The following is a 16,304-nucleotide window of genomic DNA, read 5'->3' as shown; positions in this document are numbered from 1 at the left end:
CTCCCTTCCCCCTCCCTCCCCGTCTCAAGGAGAACCCGCATGACCACCCGTCCAGCAGCCCCGACCGTCCCGGGAGCCGCGCGATGAGAGTCCTGCTGATCGGAGCCAACGGCTACATCGGCCGCTTCGTCGCCGACCGCCTGCTCGCCGACCCGGCCGTACAGCTCACCGCCCTCGGCCGGGGCGACGACGCCGACGTCCGCTTCGACCTCGCGTCCGGCAGCCCCGGCGCCCTCACCCGCTTCCTCGACGCGGTCCACCCGGGCGTCGTCGTCAACTGCGCCGGCGCCACCCGGGGCGGTGCCCGCGAGCTGACCCGCCACAACACCGTCGCCGTGGCCACCGTCTGCGAGGCCCTGCGCCGCAGCGGCTGCGGTGCCCGTCTGGTGCAGATCGGGTGCAGCGCCGAGTACGGACCCAGCCAGCCCGGCTCCTCCACGGCGGAGGACGCCGTCCCCCGGCCCGGCGGCCCGTACGGCGTCAGCAAACTCGCCGCCACCGAACTCGTCCTCGGCTCCGGCCTGGACGCCGTCGTCCTGCGCGTCTTCTCACCGGCCGGGCCCGGCACCCCCGCCGGCTCCCCGCTGGGCCGGCTCGCCGAGGCCATGCGCCGCGCCATGCAGTCCGGCGACGGCGAGCTGAAACTCGGCGGCCTCGGCGCGCAGCGCGACTTCGTCGACGTCCGGGACGTGGCCCGGGCCGTGCACGCCGCCTCGCTCTCCGCCGCGCAGGGCGTCATCAACATCGGCTCGGGACGCGCCGTCCGCCTGCGCGACGCCGCCGCGGTCCTCGCCCGCGTGGCCGGATACGGCGGCGCCCTCCACGAACTCGACGGCCCTCCCGGTGCCCTGCGCCCGGCCATCGGCCACCCCCGCCCCGACCCGGACCACGCCCCTCCGGTCGCGTACCCGTACCCGGACGGCTGCGGCAGCTGGCAGCAGGCCGATGTGCGCACCGCCCGCGACCGGCTCGGCTGGCGCCCCCGGATCGGCCTCGAGGAGTCCCTCGCCGACATCTGGATGGAGGCGGCATGCCGCATCTGACCAGCACCTGGCCGCGCACCTCCGGCACGGAACTCCGCTCCGGCGTCGGAGTCCCCGGCTACGCGCATCCCCTCCTCGCCCCCACCGAGTGGGGCGAACTCACCCGCCCCGGCACCCCGCTGCACTGGGTGGTGCTCAATGTGGCCGACGGCCCCGGCACCCGCCCCGACCCGCACTGCCTGGAGGCGGCCGGCCGCCTGCGCAACGCGGGCATCCGCGTCCTCGGCCGCCTCGACACCCGGTACGGCACCCGGAACTTCGGCGAGCTGATCTCCGATGCCCACCGGTTCGTCGACTGGTACCAGGTCGACGGCTTCCTCCTGGACCGCTGCCCGGCGGACCACGCCGGGCTGCCCGAGGTGCGCCGCACGGTCGCCACGCTCCGCGTGATCCGTGACGAGGCCCACATCGTCCTCGGCCACGGCATCCACCCGCACCCGGGCTACGCCCAGCTCGCCGACCAGCTGGTCACCTTCTCCGGCCCGTGGAGCGACTACCGCTGGTCCCAGGTGGCCGAGTGGACCGCCGACCTTCCGCCCGAGCGCTTCTGCCACTTCGTCCACGGAGTGCCCCGCCCGCATCTGGAGGAGGCACTGCGCATCGCCCGCCGGCAGGGCGCCGCGACGATCTGGTTCACCGACCACACCGACCACGGCGGCCGCACCGATCCCTGGGAGACCATGCCCGGCTACTGGGACGACATCGTCTCGCTGGTCGGAACAGGTGTCTCGGAATGAAAAAGCGCATGGCACTGTTACGGGGAGAACAACCGTAGTGATTGACCGACCAACGGAGTCCCCGTGTCGCTGCCACCCCTGGTCGAGCCGGCTTCCGAGCTCACCGTAGACGAGGTCCGCAGGTACTCCCGCCACCTGATCATCCCCGACGTCGGGATGGACGGGCAGAAGCGGCTGAAGAACGCCAAGGTGCTGTGTGTGGGCGCCGGCGGCCTGGGCTCGCCGGCGCTGATGTACCTGGCCGCCGCGGGCGTCGGGACCCTCGGCATCGTGGAGTTCGACGAGGTCGACGAGTCGAACCTGCAGCGCCAGATCATCCACAGCCAGGCCGACATCGGCCGCCCCAAGGCGGAGTCCGCCCGTGACAGCGTCAAGGGCATCAACCCGTACGTGAACGTGATCCTTCACGAGGAGCGGCTCGAGGCCGACAACGTGATGGAGATCTTCAGCCAGTACGACCTGATCGTCGACGGCACGGACAACTTCGCGACCCGCTACCTGGTCAACGACGCCTGCGTGCTGCTGAACAAGCCGTACGTGTGGGGTTCGATCTACCGCTTCGACGGCCAGGCCTCCGTGTTCTGGTCCGAGCACGGCCCCTGCTACCGCTGCCTGTACCCGGAGCCCCCGCCCCCCGGCATGGTCCCCTCCTGCGCCGAGGGCGGCGTCCTGGGCGTGCTGTGCGCGTCCATCGGCTCCATCCAGGTCAACGAGGCCATCAAGCTGCTTGCCGGCATCGGTGAGCCGCTGGTCGGCCGGCTGATGATCTACGACGCCCTGGAGATGCAGTACCGCCAGGTCAAGGTCCGCAAGGACCCGGACTGCGCGGTCTGCGGCGAGAACCCGACCGTCACCGAGCTCATCGACTACGAGGCCTTCTGCGGCGTCGTGTCCGAGGAGGCCCAGGCGGCGGCCGCCGACTCCACGATCACTCCCAAGCAGCTCAAGGAGTGGATCGACGACGGCGAGAGCATCGACATCATCGACGTCCGCGAGCCGAACGAGTACGAGATCGTCTCCATCCCGGGCGCTCGGCTGATCCCGAAGAACGAGTTCCTCATGGGCACCGCCCTGGAGAGCCTCCCGCAGGACAAGAAGATCGTCCTGCACTGCAAGACGGGTGTCCGCAGTGCGGAAGTCCTCGCGGTCCTGAAGTCCGCGGGCTTCTCGGACGCGGTGCACGTCGGCGGCGGCGTGATCGGCTGGGTCAACCAGATCGAGCCGGACAAGCCGGTGTACTGACCGGACGCGCCGGCACACCGAGTCGTTGCCGGCCTCCCTTCGCGAACGGCGGGGGCTTCGCGCACCACGGGTGCCCGGAGCCCCCGCCGTCGTCATGAGCAGACCTTGCCGTCCTTCGGCACCGAACCGTCCAGCAGATACGCGTCCACCGTGGAGTCGACACAGTCGCTGCCACTGCCGTACGCGCCATGTCCCTCGCCTCGCCAGGTGAGCATCACTCCGACGCCCTTGCCCAGCTCGTCGGCCATCCTCCGGGCACCCTCGTACGGCGTGGCCGGGTCGCCGGTGTTGCCGACCACCAGGACCGGCGCCGCGCCGGGGGCGCTCACCTCCGGGGTGTCGTGCTGCCCGGGCACCGGCCAGTCGTGGCACCAGCCGGCCGTGTCCCAGCCGAGGAACGTCCCGAAGACCGGAGAGATCTTCTCGAACTGAGGCAGCAGCTTCCTGGTGGTCGCCGCGGTCGGCCGCTGCCTGTCGTCCAGGCACGATATGACTCGTTGGGCGTGGGTCGTCGTGCCGTAGCCTCCCGATGGGTCCCGTTCGTTGTAGCGGTCGGCGAGGGTCAGCAGCTCCGAGCCGTCTCCCCGTTCGGCCGCGTCGAGGGCGCTGGTCAGTGTCGGCCAGCTGTCCCTGCTGTACAGCGGCAGGATGATGCCGGTGACCGCGAGCGTCTGCGTCAGCTTCCGCCCGGGCGTGCCCGTCGGCAGGGGCCGGGCGTCGATCCGCCGCAGCAGGTCCGCGATCTTCCGCGAGCCCTCCGCCGGGTCCTGGCCCGTGGACTTCAGGTAGCCGTTCAGCGCGCGCTGGAAGCCCCTGGCCTGGTTCCGGGCGTGCCCCACCGCGTCGGCGCCGGGGTCCACGACCGCGTCCAGGGTCATCCGCCCCACGTTCTTCGGGAACAGATGCGCATAGGTGCCGCCCAGTTCGGTGCCGTAGGAGATGCCGAAGTAGTGCATCTTCTCGTCGCCCAGGACCTCCCGGATACGGTCCATGTCGCGGGCCGAGTCGGCGGTCGACACGTGCGCCATCAGCTTTCCGGCGTCCTTCCGGCAGCCCTTGGCGAAGTCGGCGGCGTCCTGGAAGTAGGCCTTCTCCTCCGCGGGTGTGTCCGGGGTGGCGTCCACCGACTCGGCCGCCTGGATCTCCTTGTCGCCGCGGCAGCGCACGCCCTCGCTGGCGCCGACCCCGCGCGGGTCCCAGCTCACCAGGTCGTATCGCTCGCGCAGCGAGGAGACGGTCGGGGCGTACGACGGCATCATGGACACGCCCGAGGCACCGGGACCGCCGAAGTTGAACAGGAGCGAGCCCACGCGGTCGTCGCCGCGGGCCTTGGCGCGGATCAGCGCCAGCCCGATCGTCTCGCCGTCCGGCTTCGACCAGTCCAGCGGCACCTTCAGCGTCGCGCACTGCCAGTCGCTGCTCGGCGCGGGAGCGTCGCCGGTGGCCTCGCAGCGGCCCCAGGAGAGCCCGCGCTTGTCGTCGTCCGACGAGCCGCCGCCGCATCCCGCGGCAAGCAGTGCCGAGGTGACCGCCAGAGCGGTCCACCGTACGAAACGCGTCATGTGCACATCCCCCCTCGCAGGCCGTCCGCACCGTGCAGCGGATGGCGGTCAGGCCATGGTAGGCAGTTCCCGCACCGACCGTGACAGCCTGTGGATAACCTTCTGACCTGCGCGTTCTTTAAGTCAGGGCTTGATCTCAGGCGCAGACGGTCCCCGCGCGCGGCACCTTTCCGCCCAGCAGATAGCCGTCCACCGCGTCCCGCACGCACTTGTTCTTGCTGTCGTACGCGCCGTGCCCCTGCCCCCGGTACGTCAGCTCGACCCCGACGCCTTTGCCCAGCGCCTCCACCATCTTCCGTGCGCCCTCGTACGGGGTGGCCGGGTCGCCGGTGTTGCCGACGACCAGGATCGGAGCCGAACCCGGCGCGCTCACGTCCGGGTGGTCGGCGGCGCCCGGCACGGCCCAGTCGGTGCAACTGATCATGCCCCAGGCCAGGAAGTCGCCGAACAGGTCGGAGGCCGCCCGGAACTCGGGCTGTTTCCGCTCCACGAAGGCGGTGTCGTAGCGAGCTTTGTCGTCCGCGCAGTTGATGGCGATGTTGGCGGCGGAGAAGTTGCTGTACTCACCGTTCTCCTCGCGCCCGTTCATCGTGTCGGACAGCAGCATCAGGATGCTGCCGTCGCCGTCGTACGCCTGTTGCAGGCCCTCGGTGAGGTACTGCCAGAAGTCCTTCGAGTACAGCGCCTGGAGGATGCCGCTGGTCGCCGCGGTCTGGGTCAGCTGGCGCGGGAAGACACCCGGGATCGGTGTGCGGTCGAGGTCCTTCAGCAGTCCGGCGATACGGTCCTTCACGTCCTGCGCGCTGTCGCCGAGGGGGCACTCCTCGGCCTTCGACACGCAGTCCTCGGCGAAGTTGTCCAGCGCGAGCTGGAAGCCCTTGGTCTGCGCGAGCGAGCCCTGTTCGGCGTTCTGCGTGGGATCGACGACGGCGTCGAACACGGCGCGGCCGACCCGCTCGGGGAACAGGTGGGCGTAGACGCCGCCGAGTTCGGTGCCGTAGGAGATGCCGAAGTAGTGCAGTTTCCCGTCGCCCAGGACCTGGCGCATCAGGTCCAGGTCGCGGGCCGCGTCGGTGGTGGTCACGTGCGGCAGGACCTTCTCGGAGTGCTGCTCGCAGGCGTCGTTGAACTCCTTGGTGTTGTCGAGGAGTTCGGTGCGTTCGGCGGGGTCGTCGGGCGTGGCGTCCTGCTGGAAGTACGCGTCGAGCTGCTGGTCGTTCTCACAGATCACGGGGGCGCTGCGGCCGACACCGCGGGGGTCGAAGCTGACCAGGTCGTAGCGCGTGCGCAGGGTGCCGTAGTCCTCCACGAAGGACGGCAGAGAGGTGACGCCCGAGCCGCCGGGGCCGCCGAAGTTGAAGATGAGCGAGCCGATGCGGGCGCTCTTGTCGCCGCTGCTCCTGGCCCGGATGAGTTCCAGGCCGATCGTGTCGCCCTTGGGGTCGTCCCAGTCCAGCGGGGCCTTCATGGTGGCGCACTGCCACTCGCCGCCGCCCGGCAGCGGTGAGGGCGCGGCGCCTCCTCCCTGGGCATCGGACGGGGCCGGGCAGTCCTTCCAGCTCAGCTCCTGCTGCGTCAGGTCCTCGTCCTTGGCGCCGTCGTCACCGCAGCTCGCCAGCCCGGCGGACAGCAGCACGGCGGTGGCGGTCAGGGCGGCGGCGCGCAGCCGGAGGAGGGTTGGCATGGTTCCATCCTGCGGCGGCGGTGGGCCGCCCGCGCGGGACGCGTGCCGTACGAGGTAAGAGGGGCGGATGGTGCTTCGGTGGTGCTGAAAGGCCCGGGCCGGCCGGGTCAGAGGGCCTGCTTGCGCGTGAGGTGGTTGAAGGCCAGCCAGCCCGGCAGCACGGGCAGCCACAGTGTCAGCAGGCGGAACAGCAGGACCGCCGGTGCCGCGACCTCCTTCGGCAGCCCGACGGCGATCAGGCCGACGGTCAGGGTGGCCTCGACCGCGCCCACGCCGCCCGGGGTCGGCGCCGCGGACCCCAGGGCGTTGCCCGCGAGGAACACGACGGCGACGCTGGCGAGGCTGATCGACGTGGACTCGTCGCCGAACGCGCGGATCGACGCGTCCAGGCACATCACGAAGCAGGCGGTCAGCAGCAGCATGCCGCCGATGCCGGTGACCAGCTTCTGCGGCCGCTGGAGCACGTCCAGCATGCGCGGCACGACCCCCGCGAACAGCGACCTCACGCGCGTGACCACGAACTTCCGCAGGAACGGCACCGAGGTCACCACGAGCACGAGCACCGCCACCGTCAGCAGACCCGCGATGACCGTCCGGGACGGCGACAGGGACGGCGTCTTCTCGGTGCCGGTCAGATAGCCGAAGGACAGCAGCATCAGGATGTGGCAGCCGAGCCCGAACAGCTGCGACGCTCCCACGCTCGCCACCGCGAGCCCCGGGCGCACTCCCGCGCGCTGGAGGAAGCGCGTGTTGAGGGCGACACCGCCCACCGCCGCCGGGGCGACGATCTTCACGAACGACCCGGCGACCTGCGCCGCCACGGTCCGCACGAACGGCACCCGCTCGGGCACGAACCCCAGCAGGGCCATCGCCGCCGCGATGTAGCTGATCATCGAGAACAGCACGGCCGCGGCGACCCAGCCCCACTCGGCGTTCGCGATGAGCGGCCCGAACTCGATGTGCGTGAGCTGCGTCAGCAGGAAGTACGCGCCGATCGCGCCGGCCATGAAACTGATCAGCGTGCGCGGCCGCACCCGCTCCAGCCGGGCCGGCTCGACGGGTGCCTGCGGCCTGATCCGCAGCACCTCGTGCCGGATCTGCGTGAGCAGGTCCTCCTCGCGCGCCTCCTCCAGGGCCTCGTCGATGGCCCGCTTCTCGGCCCGCTGCTCCGCCCGTACGGCCTTCTTGTCGGGTTTCTCCAGGGCCGGCGCGGCCTCGTCCGAGGCGTCCTCCAGGCGCGCCTGCTTGGCCTGCCGGGACGCCTCCAGGACCGCCTCGCGCTCGCGCTGGGCCCGCTCCCGGGCCAGTCTGCGCAGCGTCGCGCGCGTGGAGCGGCTGAGCGCGATGGGCTGGAGCATCGGCAGACAGTCCGCCACCGCGTCGGGGCCGAGCACCTCCACCGCCGAGGCCACCGCCCGCTCGGCGCCCACCCGGAGGCCGAGGGTCACCAGCAGCTGGGACGTGTCCATGCGCAGCAGCAGGTCACCGGCCGCGATCTCGCCGACGCGCAGGTCGGTGAGGATCACCATGCCGGAACGATCCACCAGAATCGCGTCGCCGACCAGCCTGCGGTGTGCGATGCGCCGGGACTGCAGGGCCTTCACCTGGTGCCAGGTGTCGCTCAGCAGGGCGTCGGTGATCTCCCCGTCCGGCAGCGAGTCCAGGGTGCGGCCGCCGCTGTGTTCGTAGACGAGCATCACCGCGTCGGGACCCAGCTCCGACGTGGCGATCAGCTTGGGCGCGTTGGCGCCGGCCGCGATCGCCGCGTACGCCAGCAGCGCCTCCTGCTCCAGGGCCTGCCGCAGCGACTGGAGGCTGCTGCGGGTGGCGAAGCCGCGCAGGGTCAGGTTGCGCCACGCGCGGTAGAAGAAGCCCTGGGCCTGCTGCTCCCGGTCGACCACCGTCACGTCCAGCGGCGGGCCGTCCTCGAGTGTGACGAAGTAGCGGCGGCCCCGGTCGCCGGCGTCCGGGTTGTCCGAGATGTCCTCGCGGGACGCGCTGACCGGGCGGAAGCCGACCGTCCGCAGGCCCGCCATCAGGGTCTGCCCGGTGGGCCGGACGTTGGGCGAGCCGACCGCGTAGAGCGTGCCGTAGGCCACGGTCCAGCCGATCAGCACCGTCAGGATGATCGAGAACGGTGTCGTGTACCCGGTGACGAGCATCGAGAAGGCGTCGAGGAGCAGTACGACCCACAACACCGTGCGCCATCTGGGTCGGCGGGACATGCCGACGGCCGTCATGTACGCGATGACCGGCGCCAGATAGCCGTGCACGGGGTCGGTCAGCGCGTGGATGTCACCGGGGGAGGGCTGGGTGAGCGCCTCCTGGATCGAGTCGGGGGCGGCGCGGGCGACCCACAGGTCGGTGGCGAGGGTCACACCGTGGGCGAGGACGGCCGCGAGCACGCCGTCGGCGATTCTGAGTCCGTCCCGCTTGATCAGCCGCTCGATGGCGAAGGCGACCGGCACCAGCAGGATCGCGATGCTGGAGGCCAGTCCGGCGATCTTGATGAGCAGGTCGGGCGCCTGGCCCGTGCCCTTGTTGATGTCCTGTTCCAGGCCCGAGGTGGTGCCGTGCGCGAACGCGGCGATGCCGATCAGCAGCGCCACGGCGAGCACGCCCACCAGGAGCCGCATCAGGTCGGACGGGCGGTGCACGCGCGCGGGGAGCAGCGGTTCGTCGCCCTCCACCTCGTCGATGTGCACGGTCTCCTCGTCGTCGGCGGACGCCGGGGGCTTCCTGCCGGACGCCGGGGCCTTCTTGCGGAACTTCTCCGAGGTCGCCGGCGCCTTCTCACCGGACTCCTCCGCGGCCGTCCCGGCCTGCTCACCGGCCGGTTCCGGGCCGTCGGCCGGAGTGCCCGGGCGCGACGAAGCGTCAGAGGGGCCCTCCGGGTCCTCGGGGTGCGCACCCTGCTGCTTCATCGTCTCTTCTTGGTCTCGTATCACCGGTCACCGCCCGCACGATGGTGGCATGCCGCACCGACACACGGGGGCATCAGGGTGCACATGCGGGGGCGGACAGTCTGCCCGACGCAACCCCGCCGGGGGAGGCAAACGCTCCGGAGCACGCCCGTCCCGTTGTCGGTGGGGTGGGGCAGGATGGGGCGGATGAGCGAGGAGAGTCTTCCGCGGGACGCCGGCGCGCAGGACGCCCGCACGGGGTACGACGGCACCCGTGAGGCGCCCGAAGAAGCGCTGCCCGCGTACGCCGAGCGCGTCCTGGACGTCGCCGAACTGATCCCGCCGGGCCGTGTCATGACATACGGGGACGTCGCCGAGTGGCTGGAGGAGGGCGGTCCGCGGCAGGTCGGCCGCGTGATGGCGCTCTACGGCGGAGCCGTTCCGTGGTGGCGCGTCGTCCGCGCGGACGGCGTCCTGCTGCCGGGCCACGAGCAGCGGGCGCTCGGCCACTACCGCGCGGAGGGCACGCCCCTGAAGGAGGCGAGCCGGGCCGCCGAGGGCCACCAGCCGCGCCTCGACATGAGACGGGCGCGCTGGGACGGCGGCGAACGCGCGGAGGGTCACACCTGACAGCTTCCGGCATCGGACGCCCTCCCGTGTGACCCGTGATCCGCACGGGGGAATCGGGGCACGGCGCCGAGATGACGTACGTTCGTGAGATGAGGGACATGAGTGCCGCAAGCGCCTTGAGTGCCGTGGGGGCCTCGGGTGACTGGCGGGAAGAAGGGGAAGCCCTGCTTCCGCCTTCCCCGTCGGCGTAGCGTCGGCTGCACGCGTCCCCGTCACCCCGCGGTCACCGCCCGCCACGCGCGGTGGCCCGCCAACCAGCACTTCCACCAGGACCGGCGAACCACGTGAGCTCCTTTTTCTCCACCAGCGGCCTGTCGCACCCCCGGGTGCAGCGGGGGAGCCGTGGCGCTTACCGACTGGTACGTACCCCGCCTGACCGGCTGGACCCCCCTCTTTTGGACGCCGCGCAGCGTTCCGTGGTTGACCACGCCACCGGCCCCCTGCTCGTTCTGGCAGGTCCGGGCACCGGCAAGACCACCACGCTCGTCGAGTCCGTGGCCGAGCGCATCGCCCGGGGATCAGACCCCGAGCGCGTCCTGGTGCTCACCTTCAGCCGCAGGGCGGCCGTCGAGCTGCGCGACCGCATGGCCCTGCGCAGCGGCGCGGCCCACGCACCCCAGGCGACCACCTTCCACTCGTTCTGCTACGCCCTGGTCCGAGCTCACCAGGACAGCGACCTGTTCGTGGAGCCGCTGCGGCTGCTGTCCGGCCCCGAGCAGGACGTCTCGGTCCGGGAACTGCTCGCCGGCCAGGTGGACCTGGAGCGGCTCGGGCTCGGGCACGTGCGCTGGCCGGACGAACTGCGCGCCTGCCTGACCACCCGTGGTTTCGCCGACGAGGTCCGCGCGGTCCTCGCCCGCACCCGTGAACTGGGTCTCGGCCCGGACACCCTGGACGCCTTCGCCCGCCGCACGGGACGTCCCGACTGGCGCGCCGCGGCCGCGTTCCTCGCCGAGTACCTCGACGTGCTCGACCTCCAGGGCGTGATCGACTACGCGGAACTCGTCCACCGCGCGGTGCTCCTCGCCCGCCGGCCCGAGGTCGCCGCGCGGCTCGCCGCCCGGTACGACGCCGTCTACGTCGACGAGTACCAGGACACGGATCCCGCTCAGGTACGACTGCTGCACGCGCTGGCCGGCGGCGGCCGCACGCTCGTCGCCTTCGGTGACCCCGACCAGTCGATCTACGCGTTCCGCGGCGCGGACGTGAACGGCATCCTCGACTTCCCGCACGCCTTCCCGCGCGCGGACGGCCGCCCGGCCCCCGTCGCCGTGCTGCGCACGTCCCGCCGCTCCGGCGCCGCCCTGCTGGCCGCCACGCGGCTGCTGACCCAGCGCATGCCGCTGACCCGCCTGCCCGCCGAGAAGGTGCGCGCCCACCGCGAACTCGCGCCCGTACGGGACGGCGGCCGCGTCGAGGCGTACACGTACCCGACACCCGGCACGGAGCTGGACAACATCGCCGACATCCTCCGCAGGGCGCACCTGGAGGACGGCGTCCCCTGGAGCGACATGGCCGTCCTGGTGCGTGCCGGCTCCCGCACCGTCCCGACGGTCCGCCGCGCCCTCACAGCGGCCGGCGTGCCCGTGGACGTCGACGGTGACGACGTGCCCCTGCGTCACGAACCGGCGGTGGCGCCGCTGCTGACGGCGCTGCGGGCGGTGGCCATGGCGGAGGTCTCGGGGACCGATGGGGAGGCGGCTTCCGGGGAACCCGAGGTGAGCTCCTGGCTCGACACCGAGACCGCCCTCACCCTCCTCACGTCCCCGCTGGCGAGCATGGACGCCGCCGACCTGCGCCGCCTCGGCCGGGCCCTGCGTGACGAGGAGCGGGCCGCGGGCAACCCGCTGCCGCCGCCCTCCGACGTGCTGCTCGCGCAGGCACTCGCCGAGCCGGAGCGCCTCGCCGTGCACGACCCCACGTACGCGCGGGGTGCCCAGCGCCTCGGCGCGCTGCTGCGCAAGGCCCGGGAGCGGCTGGCGGGCGGCGGTACGGCCGAGGAGGCGCTGTGGGACCTGTGGGAGGGCACGCCGTGGCCCGCGCGGCTGGAGCGGGCCGCACGCCGGGGCGGCGCGGCCGGGCGCAACGCGGACCGTGATCTGGACGCCGTCTGCGCGCTGTTCGCGACCGCGGCCCGTGCCGAGGAGCGCACCGGCGGCCGGGGCGCCCTCAACTTCCTGGAGGAGATCGAGGCGGAGGACATCGCCGCCGACACCCTCACGCGCCGCGCCGTACGCCCCGACGCGGTCCGCCTGATGACCGCGCACCGCTCCAAGGGCCTGGAATGGCGCCTCGTGGTCGTCGCGGGCGTCCAGGAGGGCCTGTGGCCGGATCTGCGCCGCCGCGGCTCCCTGCTGGAGGCCGACCGCATCGGCCGCGACGGACTCGCCGAACCCCTCACCCCCGGCGCGCTGCTCGCCGAGGAGCGCCGCCTGTTCTACGTGGCCGCCACGCGCGCGCGTGAACGGCTCGTCGTGACCGCGGTCAAGGCCCCGGCGGACGACGGCGACCAGCCCTCCCGCTTCCTGACCGAACTCGGCGTCGAACCCAAGGACGTCACGGGACGCCCGCGCCGCCCGCTGTCCGTCGCGGCACTCGTGGCCGAACTGCGCGCCACCACGGTCGACCCGCGTGTCTCCGACGCCCTCCGGGAAGCCGCCGCCCGCCGCCTCGCCCGGCTCGCCGCCCTCGCCGACGAGGACGGCCGCCCCTTGGTGCCGTCCGCGCACCCCTACCGCTGGTGGGGCATGTTCGAGCCGACCGAGTCCAAGGTGCCGCTGCGCGACCGCGACCAGCCCCTCGTGCTCTCCGGCAGCGCCCTCGACCAGCTCGCCAACACCTGTGCCCTGCAATGGTTCCTGGGCCGCGAGGTGAAGGCCGACGCGCCCGCGACCGCAGCCCAGGGCTTCGGCAACGTCGTGCACGTCCTCGCCGACGAGGTCGCCTCCGGGCACACCCCGGCCGACCTCTCCGTCCTCATGGAACGGCTCGACTCCGTGTGGAACGCCCTGGCCTTCGACGCGCCGTGGAAGTCGGACCAGGAGAAGGACAACGCGCGCGTGGCGCTCGAACGGTTCCTGAAGTGGCACGTCATGGACCGCACCGGGCGCACCCCGGTGGCCAGCGAGCACGACTTCGACGTCACCCTCGAAGCCGGTGACTACCAGGTGCGCATCCGCGGTCAGATGGACCGCGTGGAGGCGGACGGCGAGGGCCGTGCCTACGTGGTCGACTTCAAGACCGGCAAACAGGCGCCCACCGGCAAGGAAATGGAGCGCCACCCGCAGCTCGCCGTCTACCAGCTGGCCGTCCGCGAGGGTGCCGTCGATGACGTCTTCGACGGTGTGCGCCCCGAACCGGGCGGCGCGGAACTCGTCCATCTGCGCCAGGGCGCCGCCCAGCGCGACGGCGGCGAGACCCTGCCCAAGGTGCAGGCCCAGGAGCCGCTGGAGGGGGAGTGGGTCGGCGATCTGCTGGCCACCGCCGCCGGCAAGGTCCTCGACGAACGCTTCACGCCGACGGCCGGCCAGCACTGCACGCACTGCGCGTTCCGGGCCTCGTGCAGCGCGCGCCAGGAGGGCCGTCATGTCGTGGAGTGATCTATCGCACGACCTGCGCTGACCTGGGCGTCTTCCGTCCCGGAAGCCGATCCGGCCGCCACTGTCAGTGGCCGCCGCTAGCCTCTGTGACGTGCCCGCCCGTATCACTGACCCCGAGCAGCTCAAGGAGCTCCTCGGCATCCCGTTCACCCCCGAGCAGATGGCCTGCATCACCGCGCCGCCCGCCCCGCAGGTGATCGTGGCCGGAGCCGGCTCGGGCAAGACGACGGTGATGGCGGCACGCGTGGTCTGGCTGGTCGGCACCGGCCAGGTCGCCCCCGAGCAGGTGCTCGGCCTCACCTTCACCAACAAGGCCGCCGCCGAACTCGCCGAGCGCGTCCGCAAGGCGCTCGTCAAGGCCGGGGTCACCGACCCGGACGCCATCGACCCCGACAACCCGCCGGGCGAGCCGGTGATCTCCACGTACCACGCCTTCGCGGGCCGCCTGCTCACCGACCACGGCCTGCGCATCGGCCTGGAGCCCACGTCCCGGCTGCTCGCCGACGCCACCCGCTTCCAGCTCGCCGCGCGCGTACTGCGCGAGGCCCCAGGGACCTACCCGGCCCTGACCCGTTCCTTCCCGGACCTGGTCGGCGACCTCCTCGCCCTCGACGCCGAGCTCGCCGAGCACCTCGTCCGCCCGGAGGCACTGCGCGCGTACGACGCCGAGCTGCTGCTGACTCTGCGCGGCGCCAAGCTCAGCAACGGCGACCTGCGCAAGGTGCCCGAAGCGGCCGCCGCCCGCCGCGAACTGGCCGAGCTGGTCACCCGCTACCGGGCCGCCAAGCGCGAGCGGGACCTGCTCGACTTCGGCGACCAGATCGCCCTGTCGGCCCGGCTCGCGAAGATCCCCGAGGTGGGCCACGCCCTGCGCGACGAGTTCCGGGTGGTCCTGCTCGACGAGTACCAGGACACGTCGGTCGCCCAACGCGTCCTCCTGGCGGGCCTGTTCGGCGAGGGCACCGGCCACCCCGTCACCGCGGTCGGCGACCCCTGCCAGGCCATCTACGGCTGGCGCGGCGCCTCCGTCGCCAACCTCGACGACTTCCCCGAGCACTTCGCCCACGCCGACGGCCGCCCCGCGACCCGGCAGGCGCTCAGCGAGAACCGCCGCAGCGGCGGCCGTCTCCTCGACCTCGCCAACGGCCTCGCGGAGCCCCTGCGCGCACTCCACGCGGGCGTGGAGGCTCTCCGCCCGGCCCCCGGCGCCGAACGCGACGGCATGGTGCGCTGCGCCCTGCTGAGCACCCACGCCGAGGAGATCGACTGGGCCGCCGACTCCGTCGCCCACCTCGTCCGGACCGGGACGGCACCCGGCGAGATCGCGGTCCTGTGCCGCACTGCGACCGATTTCGCCGAGATCCAGGGCGCCCTGGTCGCCCGGGACATCCCGGTCGAGGTCGTCGGCCTGTCCGGGCTGCTGCACCTGCCCGAGATCGCCGACCTCGTGGCCGTCTGCGAGGTCCTCCAGGACCCTGGTGCCAACGCCTCTCTGGTCCGGCTGCTGACCGGCCCGCGCTGGCGCATCGGCCCGCGGGATCTCGCCCTGCTGGGGCGGCGGGCCCGGCTCCTCGTGTCGCACGCGCGCGTGGAGGGCGACGACGACCCGGACCGCCGGCTCGCCGAGGCCGTCGAGGGGGTCGACCCGGCCGAGGTGATCTCGCTCGCCGACGCCCTCGACACGTTCCTGGAGACGCCGCTGGACGGCCACGGGGACGACGACGGGCTGCCCTTCTCGCCCGACGCGCGCGTGCGCTTCGCCCGCCTGGCCACCGAACTGCGCGAGCTGCGCCGCTCCCTGGCCGACCCGCTGATGGACGTCCTGCACCGCGTCCTCGCCGTCACCGGCCTGGAGGTCGAGCTGTCGGCGTCCCCGCACGCCCTGGCCGCGCGCCGCCGCGAGACCCTCTCCAACTTCCTCGACGTCGCCGCCTCCTTCGCCGCCGGCGACAACGAGGCCACCCTGCTCGCCTTCCTCGGCTTCCTGCGCACCGCCGCCCAGTACGAGAAGGGCCTCGACAACGCCCTCCCCGGCGGCGAGAACACCGTCAAGGTGCTCACCGCCCACAAGTCCAAGGGCCTGGAGTGGGATGTCGTGGTCGTCCCCGGGCTGGTCACCGGCACCTTCCCCAGCAGTCAGGGCCGCGAGAAGTGGACCTCCCAGGGCAAGGTCCTGCCGCACCGGCTGCGCGGCGACGCCGACACGCTGCCCGACGTGGAGTCCTGGGACGCCAGGGGCCTGAGGGGCTTCCACGAGGCCATGAAGGAACACCAGCACACCGAGGAACTCCGCCTCGGCTACGTCACCTTCACCCGCCCGCGCTCCCTGCTCCTGGGCTCCGGCCACTGGTGGGGACCCACCCAGAAGAAGCGCCGCGGACCGTCCGCGTTCCTTCAGGCCCTGTACGAGCACTGCGCGGCCGGTCACGGCGAGATCGAGGCCTGGGCGGACGAACCCGCCGAGGACGAGGAGAACCCGGCCCTGCACCAGGCCACCGCCGACCAGGTGTGGCCCCTGCCCCTGGACGAGACGGCCCTGGCCCGCCGCCGGGCGGCCGCCGCGACCGTCCTGGCGCACCTGGAGGACCTCGGGTCCCACGAGGACGGGCACCCCGCGGCCGTGCACGACCCGGACAGGGTCGACGACCCGGAGTGGCCGCCTCCCCCCGAGGACGACGAGCCTCCGTACGACGAACCGGACCCGTTCCACGACGCTCCCTTCGAGGGCGACGCCGTCGCGGAAGACCCGGCGGACCGGGGCGAGCGGCAGGCCGGCCGGGACGAGTGGCAGGCCGGCCGGGATGAGTCGCAGGCCGGCCAGGACGAGTGGCCGGCGGAGCGCCCCACTGTCCCGCACCAGGCGGCCCCACCGGAACTCCCCGCTGCGCGTCCCCACCCCAGGAC

Annotated in this window: 9 protein-coding genes; 6 read left to right on the top strand and 3 right to left on the bottom strand. The window is 72.7% G+C overall.

The features are described 5' to 3' along the window. The first annotated feature begins 83 nt into the window (after nucleotides 1-83). The 3 genes from CCL05_RS12510 (at nucleotide 84) to moeZ (ending at nucleotide 3,022) form a co-directional block, all read left to right on the top strand. Nucleotides 84-1,043, top strand: coding sequence for an NAD-dependent epimerase/dehydratase family protein (locus CCL05_RS12510; RefSeq protein WP_086560583.1), 960 nt, complete (start codon nucleotides 84-86; stop codon nucleotides 1,041-1,043). Continuing rightward, nucleotides 1,031-1,780 (top strand): spherulation-specific family 4 protein, encoded by a 750-nt coding sequence (locus CCL05_RS12505; protein ID WP_086560582.1) that lies wholly within the window; start codon nucleotides 1,031-1,033, stop codon nucleotides 1,778-1,780. The genes CCL05_RS12510 and CCL05_RS12505 overlap by 13 nt, the downstream gene beginning before the upstream one ends. A 63-nt stretch (nucleotides 1,781-1,843) precedes the next feature. Beyond that, the gene (gene moeZ, locus CCL05_RS12500; protein ID WP_020269791.1) at nucleotides 1,844-3,022 is read left to right on the top strand and encodes an adenylyltransferase/sulfurtransferase MoeZ; all 1,179 of its coding nucleotides are present in this window, start codon (nucleotides 1,844-1,846) and stop codon (nucleotides 3,020-3,022) included. Between the two features lie 92 nt (nucleotides 3,023-3,114). On the opposite strand, the gene CCL05_RS12495 is transcribed toward moeZ, so the two are convergent. From CCL05_RS12495 to CCL05_RS12485, 3 genes are all read right to left on the bottom strand, one after another. Next, entirely contained in the window at nucleotides 3,115-4,584 is a 1,470-nt protein-coding gene (locus tag CCL05_RS12495) for an alpha/beta hydrolase (RefSeq protein ID WP_086560581.1), read from the bottom strand. 136 nt (nucleotides 4,585-4,720) lie between these two features. Beyond that, nucleotides 4,721-6,268, bottom strand: a complete 1,548-nt coding sequence (locus CCL05_RS12490) for an alpha/beta hydrolase (protein ID WP_086560580.1) — start codon at nucleotides 6,266-6,268, stop codon at nucleotides 4,721-4,723. A 107-nt stretch (nucleotides 6,269-6,375) separates the two neighbouring features. Continuing rightward, nucleotides 6,376-9,192, bottom strand: coding sequence for a lysylphosphatidylglycerol synthase domain-containing protein (locus CCL05_RS12485; RefSeq protein ID WP_086560579.1), 2,817 nt, complete (start codon nucleotides 9,190-9,192; stop codon nucleotides 6,376-6,378). Between the two features lie 186 nt (nucleotides 9,193-9,378). Here CCL05_RS12485 and CCL05_RS12480 point away from each other — a divergent pair, with 186 nt between their 5' ends. From CCL05_RS12480 to CCL05_RS12470, 3 genes are all read left to right on the top strand, one after another. Next, on the top strand, nucleotides 9,379-9,801 hold the full coding sequence (locus tag CCL05_RS12480) for an MGMT family protein (RefSeq protein ID WP_086560578.1): 423 nt from the start codon (nucleotides 9,379-9,381) through the stop codon (nucleotides 9,799-9,801). Between the two features lie 284 nt (nucleotides 9,802-10,085). Continuing rightward, nucleotides 10,086-13,400: an ATP-dependent helicase gene (locus CCL05_RS12475; RefSeq protein WP_086560577.1), complete on the top strand. Its 3,315-nt coding sequence runs from the start codon at nucleotides 10,086-10,088 to the stop codon at nucleotides 13,398-13,400. Between the two features lie 91 nt (nucleotides 13,401-13,491). Next, nucleotides 13,492-16,304, top strand: a 2,813-nt coding sequence (locus CCL05_RS12470; protein WP_244204255.1) for an ATP-dependent helicase, incomplete at its 3' end; no start/stop codon positions are given.

It is taken from the genome of Streptomyces africanus (assembly GCF_002150735.1).
Lineage (GTDB): Bacteria > Actinomycetota > Actinomycetes > Streptomycetales > Streptomycetaceae > Streptomyces > Streptomyces africanus.
This window is presented reverse-complemented; position numbering and strand designations above follow the sequence as displayed.